Source organism: Streptomyces kanasensis (genome assembly GCF_043077165.1).
GTDB lineage: Bacteria > Actinomycetota > Actinomycetes > Streptomycetales > Streptomycetaceae > Streptomyces > Streptomyces changanensis.
Map to the genome: position 1 here is coordinate 251,580 of NZ_JBIBSF010000009.1, position 15,711 is coordinate 267,290.

Sequence of the window (15,711 nt, forward strand, 5' to 3'; positions counted from 1 at the left end):
TGGGGGGGGGGGGGGGCGCGCGGGGCGCCGCGGCCGCCGGCGCGGGGGGGGGGGGCGGGGCGGCCGGGGGGGGGGGGGGGGGGCCCCGCGCCCCGCCCCCCCCCCCCCCCCCACGGCCGTCCCGCGGGGCGGTGACCGCCGGCGCCTGCCGTGCGGCGCGGGCCACGAGGAACAACAGCGCGCCGCAGGCGGCGACCACGAACCAGCCCGGCCGGGACGCGTGCGCCAGCCCGGCCGGGGAGACGTCCGCCACCAGCCCGCCGGCCACGGCGATGCCGACCGCGGCGCCGAACTGCCGCGCGGTGGACGTGATCGCCCCGGCGACGCCCGCCCGCTGCGCGGGCAGCCCGCTCACGGCGGTGTTGGTGATCGGGGCGTTGGCGAAGCCGAAGCCGACGCCGACGAGCCCGTTGGCCAGCAGGAGCAGTGGTACGCCGGTGTCACCGTCGAGTCCGACGAGGCAGAGCCCGCCGGCGGTGAGGAAGCCGGCCGCCAGGGTGAGCGGGAGCCGCGGACCCGAACGGCCGACCAGACGGCCGGAGAACGGGGCGCACAGGGTGGCGCCGACCGCCATGGGCAGGGTCGCCGCCCCGGCGGCCAGCGGCGTCCAGCCACGGACGTGCTGGAGGTGGAAGGTCTCCAGCAGCAGCGTGACGTTGAGGGCGACGAAGACCGCCACGGCGCCGACGACCGCGCCGGTGAAGGCCGGGCCGCGGAACAGCGCCGGCTCCATGAGCGGCTCGCTCCGGCGGGACTCCACCATGCCGAACGCGACCGCGGCCAGCACGACGCAGGCGTAGGCGCCGACCGCCGGCAGCGACGTCCAGCCGACGCGCGGCCCCTCGATGAGCACGCCGACCGACCCCCCGATCACCACCGTCAGCAGGACCTGCCCCGGGAGGTCGAGCCGTCGCGGTCGCGACGCCCGGGACTCCGGGACGAACACCGCGCTGAGGACGAGGGCCACCACGACGACCGGCACGTTCACCCAGAACACCGACCGCCAGCCGAAGGCGTCGATGAGGGCGCCGCCCGCGACGGGACCGGCGGCCATGCTCAGCCCGAAGACCGACGCCCAGACGCCGATCGCCCGGGCGCGTTCCCGCGGGTCGGGCATCGCGTTCACCACGATCGCCAGGGCCACGGGACTGAGCATCGAGGCACCGACCCCCTGGAGGGCGCGGGCCGCGACGAGCGCCCCCGCCGAGGGGGCGACGGCGCACGCCAGCGAGGCGGCGCCGAAGACGGCCAGTCCCCACTGGAACACCCGTCGCCGCCCGAACCGGTCGGCCAGCGCACCGGCGGAGATCAGCAGCGCCGCAAGGACGAGCGTGTAGGCGTCCACGGTCCACTCCAGGCCGCGGGTGCCGATGTCCAGCGCCTGCCCGATGGTGGGCAGGCCGATGTTGACGATGGTGGTGTCCATGCCCACGAGGAACATGCTCAGGCAGCAGACGGCCAGCACCGTCCAGCGTCTGCGCGCACTGGCCGCGGGTGGGGTTCCGACGGGTCGGGTCGTGGTGGTCACGGCCTGCCTCTCGTGTCCGGGAAGGGCTTCCCGGACATGGTCGGGCGGAGGGGCACGCGGGGCCCAACGCCGTTGCGGAAACGGCACGTCGGGCCCCACCGCCGGACGTTACCGACGCGAGGGGCGCGGTGGGGCGGGGCGGGGCCGGACGGGGCCGGACGGGGCCGGACGGTGTTGGGCCGGACACCCCGGGTCGTGCCGGGGGGCCCGGCCGGACGGGGCCGTGCCGGTGCGGACAGCCAGGACGTCGACCTGCCGGACGGTTCCAGGTGTTCATGGGCTGAGCCGCTCGGGCGGGTGCGCACGGCCGGGGGGTGCGCACGGCCGGGGCTCGGCGGGGCGGTGGGGGGCCCGGCAGCAGGGCGGTACGGGGCGCCGGACGCGGTCGGGCCCGAGGCGGTACGGGCGGGCACCGCCCGAGCTTCCGGACGGACGGCCCCTGGCCCTGGGTGACGGGCCCGGCGTGAGGCGGGCCCGGCGTGACGGCGGGCCCGGCGTGACGGCCCCGACTGGAGGGGGCCCGGGGGGCGGCGGGCCCGGCGTGACGGCCCCGACTGGAGGGGGCCCGGGGGGCGGCGGGCCCCGCTCGGGATGGTCAGTAGCGGCCGGTGTCGGTGACCTCCGTGATCTCCGCCTGCGGATCCACGGCCACCGTGACGCGGGTCCACAGCTCCCGCAGCCGCGTCACCATGGCCTCGGCCCGCTCAAGGTCGTCGAACTCCAAGTCGATCATGACCCGGCCGGGATCGGAGACCGGCCGCATGATGCGGTAACCGCGGACGCCGGAGGCGGATCGGCCGAGGGGATCGCCGTCGAACGCCTCCTTCCACGCCTGGTACTCGGGGACCGCGTGTTCGATGCGGACGACGTACATGGTGGCTCCTTCCGCCGGCCCCCCTTCCAGTCGACCACCGCGCAGGCCGCACGGCGCGCCGGCGGCCGCAGGCGCGCGCGAGGCCGGCCGGCCGGTGCCTCGGCCGGCGGGACGGGCGGTGCCTCTGCCGGCGGGACGGCACCGGCGGCCGCCGTCGCGCCGACCGCGTGTACGGCGGTGTCTCACCCCGCCGAAGGCGTCGACGCTGCGGGCCCTCGTCGTCCCCCCGTACGGCGGGAACACGCTGATCGCCGACTCGGCCGCCGCGTACCGGGACCTGCCCGAACCGCTGCGGCAGTTCGCCGACCGGCTGTGGGCCGTGCACACGAACGCCTACGACTACGCGGAGCCGAAGACGGAGAAGGCCGCCGAGCACCGCAGGCGGTTCGTGTCCCGCACGTACCGGACGGCCCATCCCGTGGTACGGGTCCACCCCGAGACGGGGGAACGGGGCCTGTTCATCGGCGGGTTCGCGCAGAGCCTCGTCGGCTTCGGTCCGTCGGACTCCCGCGACCTGCTGCGGATCCTGCAGGGGTACGTCACCCGGCCGGAGAACGTCGTGCGGATCGCCTGGAACGTCGGGGACGTGGTGCTGTTCGACAACCGCGTCACCCAGCACTACGCCCCCGACGACCACGGTGACCTCCCCCGCCTGCTGCACCGCGTCACCGTCGCCGGCGACGCGCCGATCGGGGTGGACGGCGGCCGCAGCCACGTCCTGGAGGGTGACGACGCGGCCCACTACACGCCCACGGCGGCCTGACCGGCCGACCGTGACGGAGGGGGCCCCGGCCGCGTGGTGGCCGGGGCCCCCTCCCATGTGCCCGCCGGTGTGCCCGGCCGGCCGGCCCCGCGGCAGCCGCCGGCAGAGCGCGAGGCTCGGCGCACCGTGTGCCCGTCAGCCGGTGCCCGCGTCCGCCCCGGAATCCACGTCCGCGCCCGCACCCGCGGCGGGCGGCGTGACCGGCAGGCCCGCCGCGCGCCAGGCGCGGAACCCGCCCGCGAGGTCCGTGGCGCGGGAGAGCCCGATGGTGCGCAGCGAGGCCGCGGCGAGCGACGAGGCGTACCCCTCGTCGCAGAAGACGATCCAGCGGACGTCGGTCCGCGCGGCCTGCGGAAGCGCGCCCTCGGAGGCCGGGTCGCACCGCCACTCCAGGTGGTTGCGCTCGATGAGGAGGGCGCCCGGAACGGTCCCCTCGGCGCGGCGGGTGGCCTCGGGCCGGGTGTCGACGAGCAGCGCGCCCTCCTCCCGTACGGCGCGCAGGGCGTCGTGCGGGCCGAGGCGGTCGAGGCCCGCGCGGACGTCGGCGAGGTGGCGGTCGATCCCGGTCACGCGTCCACTCCTTCGATGCGGTCCGTCACCAGCCGCCCGTCGGGCAGCCGGCGGTAGTACGTCATGGTGGTCAGCGCGGGCGCGTAGGCGTGGATACTGACGGCGGGCGACGCGCCGCCGTTGACCACGCTGTGGACGTGGCGCGGGCCGAAGGAGCGCGTCGCGCCCGCGACGAGCCGCCGCGGCACGGGGTGCACGGGGTGCGAGGACGGCGGGAAGGCCCGTTCGGTCAGTTCGCCGCGCACCACGGTGAAGGCGCCGCTGGAGCCACCGTGACCGTGGATCTCCGTGCCCTGGCCCGGCAGCCAGGTCAGCAGCCACACCTCGTGGGTGTCGGCGCGTGCGAGGCGGGTGTAGTGGCGGTCGGGGTGGGTGAAGCGCACGGCCGGCAGCCACAGGTCGCGGCGCGCGGCGAACGACGCGGCGAGCCCGGCGAGGCGGGCGGGTCCGAGCAGGGCGGGGGAAGGCACGACGGACATGGGGGTTCCCGGAGGGTGTCGAGGCGGGTGGGCGCACGGGGAGGAGCCGCGCCTCGGGACACCGGGCGCGACCGTCAGGGACGGTCGCTGCGACACAGCGCGCTGGCCACGCGGACGAGGTCCACGTGGTGCCGCGCGAAAAAGCGCCTGCTGGTCGACATGGGAGGAAGGCTCGCACCACGGGACGGCGGCGGTCAAGGCACCCGGTGTGTCAGGCGCGGCACACGAGGACCGGTGATATCACCGATGCCCGCGCCGCGGGGGCGCGGTGACAGTGGCATCCCCACCCGCGGCGGGTCAGCCGCCCGGGGCAGCGCGCCGGCGGCGGACGTCCGCAGGTGTGCGTCCCGGGGCCCGCCACGACAGAGAGGACGACCCCGTCGTGCACACGCTCCCCCCCACCCGGCACCGGATCCGCCGTTCGCTCGGCGCCGCCCTCGCGTCGTTCGCCGTCGTCGCCGGACTCGGCTTCGGCCCGGCGCCCGGCGCGCACGCCGCGGACAACCCGTACGAGCGCGGCCCCGCGCCCACCAACGCCAGCATCGAGGCGGTGCGCGGCCACTACGCCGTGTCCCAGTCGACCGTCTCCTCGCTCTCCGCCACCGGCTTCGGCGGCGGGACGATCTACTACCCGACCACGACCGCCGACGGCACGTTCGGGGCCGTCGCCATCTCCCCCGGCTACACCGGCACCCAGTCGTCGATAGCGTGGCTCGGGCCGCGCCTCGCCTCACAGGGGTTCGTCGTGTTCACCATCGACACCCTCACGACGGTCGACCAGCCGGACAGCCGGGGCCGCCAGCTGCTCGCCGCGCTGGACCACCTCACGCGCGTCAGCCCGCTGCGCACGCGGGTCGACAGCACCCGCCTCGGCGTGATGGGGCACTCCATGGGCGGCGGCGGCAGTCTGGAGGCGGCCAAGAGCAGGCCGTCGCTCCGTGCCGCGGTCCCGTTGACGCCTTGGAACCTGGACAAGACCTGGCCGGAGCTGAGGACGCCGACGCTGATCGTCGGTGCCGACGGGGACAGCATCGCCCCCGTCTCCAGCCACTCCGAGCCGTTCTACGAGAGCCTGCCCTCCTCCCTGGACCGGGCGTACCTGGAGCTGAACGGGGCGTCGCACTTCGCGCCGAACTCGTCGAACACGACGATCGCCAAGTACAGCGTGTCGTGGCTGAAGCGGTTCATCGACGACGACACCCGGTACGAGCAGTTCCTGTGCCCGCTGCCGCGGCCGAGCCTCACCATCGAGGAGTACCGGGGCAACTGCCCGCACACCTCCTGACCGACGGTGCCGACGGCCCGCGCCGCACCCGTACCCCCGCACCCGTCGCCGCGCCGGCCGTCGCACCGTGACCCTCGATCCGCACCGCCCCCGGCGGCCGCGCCCCGTGCGCGGCCGCCTCCGGCGTTCCCGTGCCGTCGAGTGCCGACCGGGGGCCGTCGGCGGTGGGGCGCAGGTGGGACGGACCGACGGCTTCCGGAACGCGCCGCCGGAGATTAGCGTCCCGAGGATGACACGAGAGCCGACCTGGCAGGGGTCCCCGGGCGCGCGCGGTGTGCGCGGCCGGGAGGAGGAGCTGCGGGCCGTGGCCGCGGTGCTGGAAGGGGCGCGCCACGGCGACGGCGGGGTGCTCGTGGTCACCGCCGCTCCGGGGCTGGGCCGCACCGCCCTGCTGGACGCGGGCGCGGCGGCCTTCGACGCCGGCCCCGTCGTGTCCGTACGGGGCACGCCGGGCGGCACCCGGGTGCCCGGTGGCGGGGCGCGGGCGCTCCACCGCGCCCTGGAGGCGGTCACGGGCCGCGGGGACGTGCCCGGCACACGGCACCCGGGCGGTGTGGTGGACGCGGGGGCCCTGGAGGCGGCCATGCGGGCCGCCGCGGGCGCCGCTCCGCTGCTGGTCCGCGTCGACGACGCGCACCTGTGGGACGGCCCGTCCCGGCGGGCGCTGGCGGGGGCCGTGCGGCGGGCGTGGCGGCCGGGCCCGGTCGGCGTCCTGGTGTCGGTCGTCCACCGGCACGCGGGCGCCGTGGACTTCGCCGACCTCCCGTCCGTCGTCCTCGACCCGCTGCCGTACGGCGTGGCGGCGACACTGGTGGACGAGCTGACCGCCGGTCGGGTCGACCCGCCGGTGGCCGAGGAGCTGGTGGCGGAGGCCGGGGGGAACCCGGCGCTCCTCACCTTCCTGCTGGAGCGTCTGTCGGTGGCGCAGCTGGAGGGCCGTGCCCCGCTGCCGCGGCCGCTGGCGGACGCGGCGGCGCTCGCCCGGGTCGTGAGCCCGCGCCCGTCCGAACTGCCGCCCGCGGTCCGTGACCTGCTGCTGCTGGTCGCGGCGGCCGGTGAGGCCGGCGGCGGCGCGGACGCCGCGCTGGTGCTGCGGGCCGGGCGGCGGTTCGGGCTGCCGGCGGCGGCGTTCGCCCACGCGGAGGCGGCGGGCCTGGTGGGGTGGGACGGCGGCCGGGTGCGGTGCTCCACCGAGCTGCTGCGCCGGGCGGTGTACGCCGGAGCCGGACCCGCCCGCCGGCGGGCCGCGCACGGCGCCCTCGCCGCCGCCCTCACCCCGGACCGCTCCCCCGGCGCCGCCCCGTCCACCCCGGACCGTTCCCTCCCGGACCCGTCCGCCCTGGCCCGCCTGGCGCACACGGCGCTGTCGGTCCGCGGCCCCGCCCCGGGCGTGGCGGCGGCGCTGGCCGCGGAGGCCTCCCGCGAGGACCCCCGCCGGTCGCACCGCGAGCGGGCCGCCGCGCTGCGCAGCGCGGCGGGGCTGACGCCGACGGTCGGGGCGCGGGCGGAACGGCTGGCGGCGGCGGCCGAACAGGCCCGGCTGGCGGGCGCGGTGCGGCAGGCGCGTGAACTGCTGGCGGGTGCGGAGGCGGCGGGCGCGCACGACGCCGTACGCGGCAGGATCGAGCTGGTGCGGGGGGTGCTGGAGCTGGACGACGGCCCCGTGGTCGACGCGCACGAGGTGCTGCGCGGTGCCGCCGCGCTCCTCGCCCCGTACGACCCCCGGCGCACGCGCGTCGCGCGGCTCGCCGCGGCGGACGCGGCGTGGGCGGCGGGTGACGTCGCCGCGTGCACGGCCGAACTGGTCGCCGTGGCCGGCGGGGAGCACACCGGCCCCCGGGACGGCCGGCCCGTGCCGCCCCGGCCGCGGGATCCGCTGGAGGAGTACGTGGCGGGGCTGCGGGCCGCGCTGGACGGCCGGTTCGCGGTCGCGCGGACACCGCTGCGGCACACCGTCGACCGGGCGGACGCGGACGAGGCGCCCGAGCCGCTGCTGCGGGCGGGGGCCGCGGCGCTCCTCATGGGCGACGTCGCCGCGGCCACGCGGGTCGCCGCGCGGGCCCTCGCCGCGGCGCGGTCACGGGGGTCGGCCGCGCTGGTGCCGAGGGCGCTGGAGTACCTGGCGTACGCGGAGTTGCGCGCCGGGCAGCACGCGCGGGCCCGGGCGCACGCCGAGGAGGGGCTGCGCGCCGCCCGCCGGACCGGGCAGCGCAACCTCGCCGCCCACCTGCACGCCGTGCTGGCGCTCGCCCTGTCGGTCGAGGGCGACGCGGCGGGTGTGGCCGGGCACGCGGCGGCGGCCCTGGACATCGCGCGCCGGCACGGGCTGACCCAGGCGGCGACCCTGGCGCGGTGGGCTTCGGCGCGGGCCGACCTGAGCCGTGGGCGCCTGCCCGAGGCGGCCGCGCGGCTCGGACCGGTCGTCCGCGCCGGCGTGGGCGGCGGGCACTTCGCGGTGCGGATCCTGGCCGTGCCGTGCTTCGCCGAGGCGGCGGCGCTGTCGGGGCGGCCGGACGACGCGCGGGCGGCCGTCGACGAGTTCGCGGTGTGGGCGTCCCTCGGCGCCGACCCGCTGGCGCCCGCCCAGTTGGCGCGCTGCCGGGCGCTGCTGGCGCCCGGGGAGGCGGACGCCTGGTACGAGCGGTCGCTCGGCGCGTACGAGGCGGTGGGCGGCGAGTTCGACCGGGCGAGGACGCTGCTGCTGTACGGGAAGTGGCTGCGCCGCCGCCGCCGGCCGAAGGAGGCGCAGGACCGGTTGCGGGAGGCGCTGGTGGCGTTCGAGCACTGCGGTGCCCGGGGGTGGGCGGAGCAGGCCGCGGGCGAGCTGCGCGCGTCGGGCAGCGCGCCCCGGGACGGCGACGCGGGCGCGCTGTCGCGGCTGACGGCCCAGCAGGCGCGCATCGCGCGGCTGGTGGCCGAGGGGGCCACCAACCGGGAGGTCGCGGTGCGGCTGTCACTGAGCCCCCGCACCGTCGACCACCACCTGCGCAACGTGTTCGCCCTGCTCGGCGTCAGGTCGCGGGTGGACCTGGCCCGGCTGGTCGACCGCGCGGAACCCGCGCCCGCTCACCCCTCGGGGCCCGCCCCGTGACTGACCGGGGCCGGGCCCCGGAGGCGCCGCGGTGGTGACCTAGAGGGCGGACCGGCCCTCGCGGGCCGCGAGGGTGAAGGAGTGACCGGCGGGGTCCGCGTACGTGCGCACGTCCCGGGGGCCGGAGTTGTCCTTGGCCTCGACGGGACGCGCCCCCAGGCCGACCGCCTCCCGCTCGGCCTCGTCCATGTCGGCCTCGGCGACGAGGATGCTCAGGTGGGCCTGTTGCGAGTCGTCGGGCCGGGGCCAGCTGGGCGGCGCGTACCCGTGGTCGCGCCGTGCCGCGAGGCGCACGCCGTCGTGCCCGACGACCTCGATGAAGTCGGGGTCGGTGCCCCGCTGCACCCGGGCCCCCAGCAGCTCGGCGTAGAACTCCGCCAGCGCCTCCGGTTCGGCGCTGTCCAGTACCAGGACGCTCGTCTTCGCTACCGTCATGGGGTCCTTCTGCCCCCTGCGCGGGCGGGCACGCACGCGCGGGGGCCGGTGGCGGCCGCCCGCCGTGCGGTGGGCGGCCGCGTCGGCTCACCCCCGCAACCGGCTCAGCACCTCGAACGGCCGCGTCGCCACCGTGGCGGCCGCCGGCGCGGGCGCGACGGGGGCGCCGGCTCCCGGGGCGGCGACGTCCGGGGAGGCGAAGGGCGCGGCGGGGGCGGCCGGCCGGGTGATGCCGAGGGCGGTCTCGATGTGCCGGTTGAGGGCCAGGTCGATCGGGTGCGGGTCGACCGTGCCGTCCTCGTTGACGTGCTGGTACTTCATCAGGTTCAGGGCGACCGCGATCTGTCGGCGGCCGTCCTCGGAGGACAGCGCCAGCGTGCCCGCGCCGAAGACGGCGCCGTCGTGGCCCCAGTACCAGCGGCCGTCGGCCATCCGCACCGTCGACAGGCCGAGGCCGTAGCGCATGACGGCCTCCTCGCCCGGCTCGACCGGGTGGGCCGGGACGGTGGTCTTCATGGCGCGCAGTTCGGCGGGGCCGAGGAGCCTGCCGCCGAGCAGCTGCCGGTAGAAGGAGTTGAGGTCCTCGGTGGTGGAGACGAGCGAGCCGGCGATGCCGCCCCACGACATGTCGTAGACGCTGTAGTCCCGGGCGGGCGTGATGGTGCCGTACATCGACTCGTACATCTTCGCGTGCGGGCCGGTGAGGTGGGGGGTGCGCGGGAAGTACGTGTGCCGCAGCCCCGCCTTGCGGATGACGTGGTCGATGATGTACTCCTCGGGCTCCTGGCCGGTGACCTCGCGGAGCAGCAGCCCGATGATGACGTAGTTGGTGTTCGAGTAGGCGTAGGTGCCGCGCGGCGCCCCGGGAGGCGCGGCGAGCCCGAGGCGGACGAGCTCCTCGGGGGCGTGGTGGCGGAAGCGGCCCTCGTCGAGTGCCTTGCCCGGGTCCTCCAGCAGACCGGGGAAGGCGGGGAGTATGTGGTCACCGATGCCGCTGGTGTGGTTGAGCAGCATGCGTACGGTGATGGTCCGGCCGCGCTCGCCGGGGACCAGCTCGGGCAGGTAGCGGCCGATCGGGGCGTCGAGGTCGACGCGGCCCGCGCGGACCTGCTGGAGCACGGCGACGGCGGCGAACGACTTGGTGATGCTGCCGACCCGGTGCCGGAAGCCGGACCGGACGGGGCGCCGGGTGTCGACGTCGGCGACGCCGGCGGCGCCCCGCCACTGCGACGAGCCGTCGCGCACGGCCGAGAAGGTGCCGTACATACCGGCCTCGTGGACGGCTTCCAGCGAGGCGCGCAGCGCCGCACGGTCGAGGCCCCGGCCGGTGGTGGCCGGCGCGGCGGCCGTCGCGCCGGGCGGGGCGGCGGGGGCCGCGGGCGCCGCCTGGGCGGGCAGCGCCCCGGCGGCCAGCGCGAGCAGGACGGCGCTCGATGTCAGCGCGGCGCGCTGGAGGCGGCGACGGGCGGCACGCGGGGAGGGGTGCATGGGATGCTCCTGGAGTCCGGCGCGGGGCGCCGTGTGCGCCCCCGCACTCCCATCCTCACGTCCTGACGTGCCCTCAACTCTCCTCCCGACGAACGACCTTGCTCATCGGGGAGCCATGACATATGTCAGACGGCGTCCGGTGGGTGTCGCCCGCCGGACGCGCGTGGTCCCCGCCGGGCGGGAGCCCGGCGGGGACCACGGTGTCGGTGCCGCCGTACCGTCAGTGGCGACGGAGCCGGCCGAGGAGGCTGCGGCTCTGCGTGCGCCGCCGCGGGTCGGTGGCGGCCCGCCGCGCCGAGTCGATGAGCCTGCGCCCCTGCGGGCTGCGGCCGAACTTCCTGATGCGCGAGATCAGCTGGGACATGACGCCTCCTGTGTGTCTCGGTCTTCCGTGTTCGTGCCTGTGTCTCTGTCCGTGCCGGAGTCCCCGCCCCCGCCCGCGTCCGTGGGGACCGGGAGCCGGCGCCCGACGTCGGTCACGGTGGCGGTCGCCTCAGCGGAAGAAGGCGAGGTAGTAGTCCGCGAACTCCATCCGCTGGGAGTCGTCCCGGTCGTGCCTGTCGGGCACGTACTCGGGCGCGCTCTTGATCTCGTCCTTGGTGCGGCCCACGTGCACGCTCCGCTGCTCGATGTCGACGGCGGTGATGATCCCCGCGGGGAGCAGCACCTCCCGGCCGAAGATCCACGGGCCGGTGTCGACCACCAGGTAGCAGGCGCCCGCGTCCGCGGAGTGCTTGCCGACCTTGCCGACGGATCCGTCCGTCGCCTCGACCGTGAAGCCGGTCAGGTCGGTGCCGGTCACGTAACCGGTCGTGTCGGGACACGACCACATGTCCGCCTGCACAGTGAACTCCTCTGCTCCGGTGCCCCGTGCGGGGGGCTGCATGTCACCCCGTCTTCCCCGCCGCGGCGTTCCCATGTCCCCCCGCGCGTGCCTCCTGCGGGGCGCCACCGGCCAGGAGCTCCCGCAGGCACGCGGCGGCGCGTACGGCGGCGTCCCCGCAGCAGTTGTTGAACAGGACGTGGACCTCGGCGGCCCGTTCGGCCATCGCCCGCACACGGGGCAGCCACTCGCGCAGCTCGTCCGCCGTGTAGCCGTGCCGGAAGCGGTCCTCCTTGCTGCCGGTCCCCCAGGCGGCGCTGCGCCCGTGGAAGCGGACGACGGCGAGGTCGGGGGAGGTGACCGGGGCCTCCGGCGGGATGGAGCCGGTGAGGCCCTGCGCCGTGTCCACCGCCACGGCCGCCGCCCCCAGCTCCCGCAGCAGCGCCGCGGTGGAGGCGCGCGCCTCCGCCCGCCACCAGTCCGGGTGGCGGAACTCGACCGCCAGCCGCCAACCGGCGGTCCTGGCGCGGCACTGTTCCAGGAAGCCGCGTGCGGTCGGGCCTGGCCCGGCCCACGGCGGCAGCTGGAAGAGCAGCGCGCCCAAGCGGCCGGCCTCGCGCAGCGGCAGGAGCGCTTCGCCGAACCGCCGCCACACCTCGTCCAGGAGCCCGGGGTCGGGCACGCCGCGGTACCCGCCGCCGTACCGCGCCACGGCGGGCCGCAGGTCGGCGGGGACCGCGGTGGGCCGGGTGGGGTGGCCGGTCAGCAGGGAGAACGCCTTCACGTCGAAGCGGAAGCCGTCCGGCGTCCGCTCGGCCCACAGGCGGCTGTTGCGCGCGTTCGGCAGGCCGTAGTAGGTCGAGTCGACCTCGACGACGGGGAACCGTTCGGCGTAGTGCCGCAGCCGTCCCTCCGCGTCACGTTTCCCCGACGGGTACCAGCCGCTGGAGACGAGGGCGGGGTCCGTCCACGAGCACGTTCCGATCCTGATGTCACCGATGTCACCCATGCGGCCGCGCATACCCGCTGCCGGGCGGTCGAGAGCCCGGGTTCGGGACGTGCCCCGGCCGGGGGTGCCGGGAAGCGCACCGATCCGCGCCGCCCGGCCCCCCGGCGGGCGGTCACTGCCCGGCGAGGCCCGTGTGCGCGATGCCGCGCACGATCTGCCGCTGGAACAGCATGAACACGATCAGCAGGGGAAGTCCGGCGATCACCAGCGCCGCCATGATCTGCGCGTACCGCACGCCGAACGACGACTGGACGTTGACCAGGCCGACGGGCAGCGTCATGCCGGCGGGATCGGTGGTCACCAGGAACGGCCACAGGAAGTTGTTCCAGGTCGAGATGAAGGTGAAGATCGCCACGGCGGCGAGCACCGGCCGGGACAGCGGCATCACGATCGTCCAGAAGACCCGCCAGCGTCCCGCGCCGTCGACGAAGGCCGCTTCCTCCAGTTCCCGCGGGACCCCTTCGAAGAACTTCACCAGGATGAAGACCATGGCCGGTACGGCCACCTGGGGCAGGATCACGCCCCAGTAGGTGTCCACCAGGCCCAGCTGCACCATCTCGGTGAACAGCGGCGCGATCAGCACCTGCGGCGGCACCATGATGCCCGCGAGGACCAGCCCGTACAGCGCCTTGCGGCCGCGGAAGTCGGTGCGGGTGAAGCCGTAGGCGGCCATCGCGCACGTCAGGACGGTCAGCACGGTCGTCATCAGGGAGGTGAACACGGAGTTCAGCATCCAGCGCATCAGGTCGCCCGACTCCCACACCTTGGCGTAGGCGTCGAACGTGACGCGTGAGCCGATCCACGCGAGCGGGGTGCTCGTCGTCTCCGCCTCGGGCTTCAGCGAGGTCGCGACGGCCCAGGCCAGCGGGACGAGCCAGGCGGCCGCCAGGATCAGGGCCAGGACCAGCAGGGCGACCCTCCCCCCGGTCCAGCGGGTCCTCCGGCCGCCGGTGCCGGTGGCGGCCCGCCGTGCGGAGGGGGTCTTCACGATGGCGGAACCGCTCACTTCGCGGCCTCCTCGGCTCGGCGTCGGGACAGCGCGGGCTGCACCAGGGAGACGATCAGTATCAGGGCGAAGAAGAGATAGGAGACGGCGGAGGCGTAGCCGATGCGGTATCCGGTGAACCCCTGCTGGTACACGTACTGGAGGATCGGCCGGGTGGACTCGTCGGGACCGCCGCCGGTCATGATGTACACCTGGTCGAAGATCTTGAGCGAGGCCAGGACCTGGAGGACCACCACCAGTCCGGTGGTGCGGCGCAGCATCGGCAGCGTGATGTGGAGCAGCCGGTGCCACGCCCCGGCCCCGTCCAGTTCGGCGGCCTCGTAGAGGTGGACCGGGATGGCCTGCAACGCGGCGAGGTAGAGCAGGAAGTTGAAGCCGACGGTCCACCAGACGGTGGTCGCCACGATGGAGAGCATCGCGTGGCGCTCCTCGCTGAGCCAGCCGATGCCCGGCTCCAGTCCCGCGGCGGCGAGCATCTGGTCGGCGAGACCGAAGCCGGACGGGAAGATCATCTGCGCGAAGAGCAGGCAGACCACTCCGGACGGCAGCAGGAACGGGGCGAACCAGCTCAGCCGCCACAGCCACTGCACCACCCGCAGCTGGTGGGAGAGCAGCGCCAGCCCCAGGCCCACCAGGACGAGGGGGACGGTGGAGAGCACGGTGAACCAGACGGTGTTCCACAGCGAGGACCAGACGTCCGGGTCGCGGACGGCCTCGGCGTAGTTGGCGAGACCGACGAACTCGCCCCCGGTCCCGGTGATGTTCTCGCTCGTCAGGCTCATGCCGACGCCGGACACCAGGGGCCACAGCAGGAACATGGCGTACAGGAGCAGGAAGGGGGCGACGAACACCAGGCCGTGCTCGGTCCACCTGCGGTGGACGGAGCGGACCGGCGCGCGGCGGGCGGCGGTGTGCCGCTCGGTCACCGGTGGCGGGGGCGCCGCGGTGGTGGTGGTCATGACGCGACTCCGGGAAGCGGATTGCGGGTGTCGAGGAGGTTCCTGAGGCGGGCCTTGGCCTCGGTCAGGGCTCCCCGGGGGCTGCGGGAGCCGGTGAGGACACCGGAGAAGACGGCGCCGAGTTCGATCCACATGCGGGAGGCGGAGCCGGCGAACCACGCGGGCTCGTCGAGCGCCACGTCGTCGATGACACCGCGGTACTCCGACTGCGGCTTCAGCGCGAGGTAGGCGGGATCCCGCAGGACGGGCAGGTACGCGGGCACGTGGCCGCCCTCGGCCCAGGCGACGGAGTTGCGCAGCATCCAGGCGACGAGGGTGTGGGCGGCGAGGTTCGCGGCACCGCCGCGGCCGGCCTGGTGCGGCAGGACGAAGGCGTGGCAGTCGGCCTGGGCGGCGGCGCTGCCGAAGAGGGCGGGGACGCGGGTCATGGAGAAGGGGATGCCGGCCGTGCGGAAGGTGCTGATCTCCCATTCGCCGTTGAGGTGGAAGGCGGTCCTGCCGCCGTTGAAGACCCCGACGGAGGCGCCGTAGTCGACGCGGCGCACCATCAGGCCCTCCTCCGCGAGCCTGGCCATGTACGTCAGCACCCGTAGCGCCTTCGTGTCGTCCAGGGCGAGGCGCCGGCCGTCGTCGGAGAGGACCTTGCCGCCGGTCTGGGCGTAGAAGGTGGCGAACAACCGCCAGGGGGTGATGCAGTCGGGGCCGAGGGTCTCCGTCACCAGGCCGGGCAGCCCGGTCGCCTTCTTCGCGGCGCGCAGCGCGTCGGCGAACGCGTCGGCCCCCACGATGGGCTTGAGCCGTCCGCCCGCCATGAGCCCGGCCTTCTCGCAGACGTCGGTCTGGTAGTAGAGCACCATGGGGTGGGTGTCGAGCGGCACGGCGTACTGCCTGCCGGCCACCCGGCCGCGTCGCCAGATGTCGGGCGGGAAGTCCTGCTCCCGCACCCCGAGGTCGGCGAGCAGGTCCAGGTCGAAGGGGTCCAGGAGCCGCCCGGGGGCGAATCCGGCGAGTCTGGCCAGGTGCAGCACGGCCAGTTCCGGAGCACGTCCGCCGGCGCCGGCCATGCCGAGCTTCGTGTAGTAGGGGGCGCCCCACTGGAGGGTCACGGCCTCCAGTGCCACGTCCGTGTGCCGGGCGCGGAAGTCGTCCAGCATGGCCTGCATGTTGACTCCGTCGCCGCCGCCGAACAGGTGCCAGAACCTCAGGCGGGTCTGTCCGGGGCCGGCGGTGGCGGACGGGGCGGCGCAACCGGACAGGGCGCCGAGGGCCGCGGCGCCGCCGAGGGCCGCGCCGATGCCGCCGGCGAGGGCCCGGCGCCGGGTGGGGAGGGAAGGGTGCATGGTGGCTCGTCTCTGCGGGGGTTCGGTCGCCGGCCGGGGCCGCTGCGGGGCGCGTCGGAGC

The 15,711-nt window shown here is 76.1% G+C and carries 14 protein-coding genes and 1 pseudogene; 3 read left to right on the top strand and 12 right to left on the bottom strand.

The window, feature by feature from the left end; translation table 11 throughout:
- Nucleotides 1-1,528, bottom strand: a 1,528-nt coding sequence (locus tag ACF053_RS22830; protein ID WP_391955622.1) for an MFS transporter, incomplete at its 3' end; no start/stop codon positions are given.
- Between the two features lie 595 nt (nucleotides 1,529-2,123).
- On the bottom strand, nucleotides 2,124-2,402 hold the full coding sequence (locus ACF053_RS22835) for a hypothetical protein (RefSeq protein ID WP_391955623.1): 279 nt from the start codon (nucleotides 2,400-2,402) through the stop codon (nucleotides 2,124-2,126).
- A 184-nt stretch (nucleotides 2,403-2,586) separates the two neighbouring features.
- On the opposite strand from ACF053_RS22835, the pseudogene ACF053_RS22840 reads away from it, so the two are divergent.
- A pseudogene (locus ACF053_RS22840) lies at nucleotides 2,587-3,165 on the top strand (TauD/TfdA dioxygenase family protein); the annotation flags it as partial.
- A gap of 135 nt (nucleotides 3,166-3,300) precedes the next feature.
- Here ACF053_RS22840 and ACF053_RS22845 read toward each other — a convergent pair.
- Both ACF053_RS22845 and ACF053_RS22850 read right to left on the bottom strand, forming a co-directional pair.
- On the bottom strand, nucleotides 3,301-3,735 hold the full coding sequence (locus ACF053_RS22845; protein WP_391955624.1) for a rhodanese-like domain-containing protein: 435 nt from the start codon (nucleotides 3,733-3,735) through the stop codon (nucleotides 3,301-3,303).
- A complete protein-coding gene (locus ACF053_RS22850; RefSeq protein ID WP_391955625.1) occupies nucleotides 3,732-4,214 on the bottom strand; it encodes a cysteine dioxygenase in 483 nt (160 codons plus the stop codon). Before ACF053_RS22850 ends, ACF053_RS22845 begins: the two co-directional genes overlap by 4 nt.
- Before the next feature lie 382 nt (nucleotides 4,215-4,596).
- On the opposite strand from ACF053_RS22850, the gene bdeA reads away from it, so the two are divergent.
- Together bdeA and ACF053_RS22860 are read left to right on the top strand one after the other, a co-directional pair.
- Complete coding sequence (gene bdeA, locus ACF053_RS22855) at nucleotides 4,597-5,499, top strand: bis(hydroxyethyl) terephthalate hydrolase (protein WP_391955626.1); 903 nt, start codon at nucleotides 4,597-4,599, stop codon at nucleotides 5,497-5,499.
- Nucleotides 5,500-5,728: 229 nt separating this feature from the next.
- The gene (locus ACF053_RS22860; RefSeq protein WP_391955627.1) at nucleotides 5,729-8,590 is read left to right on the top strand and encodes a helix-turn-helix transcriptional regulator; all 2,862 of its coding nucleotides are present in this window, start codon (nucleotides 5,729-5,731) and stop codon (nucleotides 8,588-8,590) included.
- 39 nt (nucleotides 8,591-8,629) lie between these two features.
- On the opposite strand, the gene ACF053_RS22865 is transcribed toward ACF053_RS22860, so the two are convergent.
- From ACF053_RS22865 to ACF053_RS22900, 8 genes are all read right to left on the bottom strand, one after another.
- Nucleotides 8,630-9,025 carry a VOC family protein gene (locus ACF053_RS22865; protein WP_058940282.1) on the bottom strand — a complete coding sequence of 132 codons (396 nt, stop codon included), beginning with the start codon at nucleotides 9,023-9,025 and terminating at the stop codon, nucleotides 8,630-8,632.
- Between the two features lie 87 nt (nucleotides 9,026-9,112).
- Nucleotides 9,113-10,513, bottom strand: coding sequence for a serine hydrolase domain-containing protein (locus tag ACF053_RS22870; protein ID WP_391955628.1), 1,401 nt, complete (start codon nucleotides 10,511-10,513; stop codon nucleotides 9,113-9,115).
- Nucleotides 10,514-10,733: 220 nt separating this feature from the next.
- A complete protein-coding gene (locus ACF053_RS22875; RefSeq protein WP_198549246.1) occupies nucleotides 10,734-10,877 on the bottom strand; it encodes a hypothetical protein in 144 nt (47 codons plus the stop codon).
- A gap of 129 nt (nucleotides 10,878-11,006) precedes the next feature.
- The gene (locus ACF053_RS22880; protein ID WP_391955629.1) at nucleotides 11,007-11,399 is read right to left on the bottom strand and encodes a PRC-barrel domain containing protein; all 393 of its coding nucleotides are present in this window, start codon (nucleotides 11,397-11,399) and stop codon (nucleotides 11,007-11,009) included.
- Between the two features lies 1 nt (nucleotide 11,400).
- Entirely contained in the window at nucleotides 11,401-12,336 is a 936-nt protein-coding gene (locus tag ACF053_RS22885; RefSeq protein WP_391955747.1) for a DUF72 domain-containing protein, read from the bottom strand.
- A gap of 121 nt (nucleotides 12,337-12,457) precedes the next feature.
- The gene (locus tag ACF053_RS22890; protein WP_391955630.1) at nucleotides 12,458-13,351 is read right to left on the bottom strand and encodes a carbohydrate ABC transporter permease; all 894 of its coding nucleotides are present in this window, start codon (nucleotides 13,349-13,351) and stop codon (nucleotides 12,458-12,460) included.
- The gene (locus ACF053_RS22895; protein ID WP_391955631.1) at nucleotides 13,348-14,310 is read right to left on the bottom strand and encodes a carbohydrate ABC transporter permease; all 963 of its coding nucleotides are present in this window, start codon (nucleotides 14,308-14,310) and stop codon (nucleotides 13,348-13,350) included. Before ACF053_RS22895 ends, ACF053_RS22890 begins: the two co-directional genes overlap by 4 nt.
- Entirely contained in the window at nucleotides 14,307-15,650 is a 1,344-nt protein-coding gene (locus ACF053_RS22900; protein ID WP_391955632.1) for an extracellular solute-binding protein, read from the bottom strand. The genes ACF053_RS22895 and ACF053_RS22900 overlap by 4 nt, the downstream gene beginning before the upstream one ends.
- Nucleotides 15,651-15,711 lie beyond the last annotated feature (61 nt).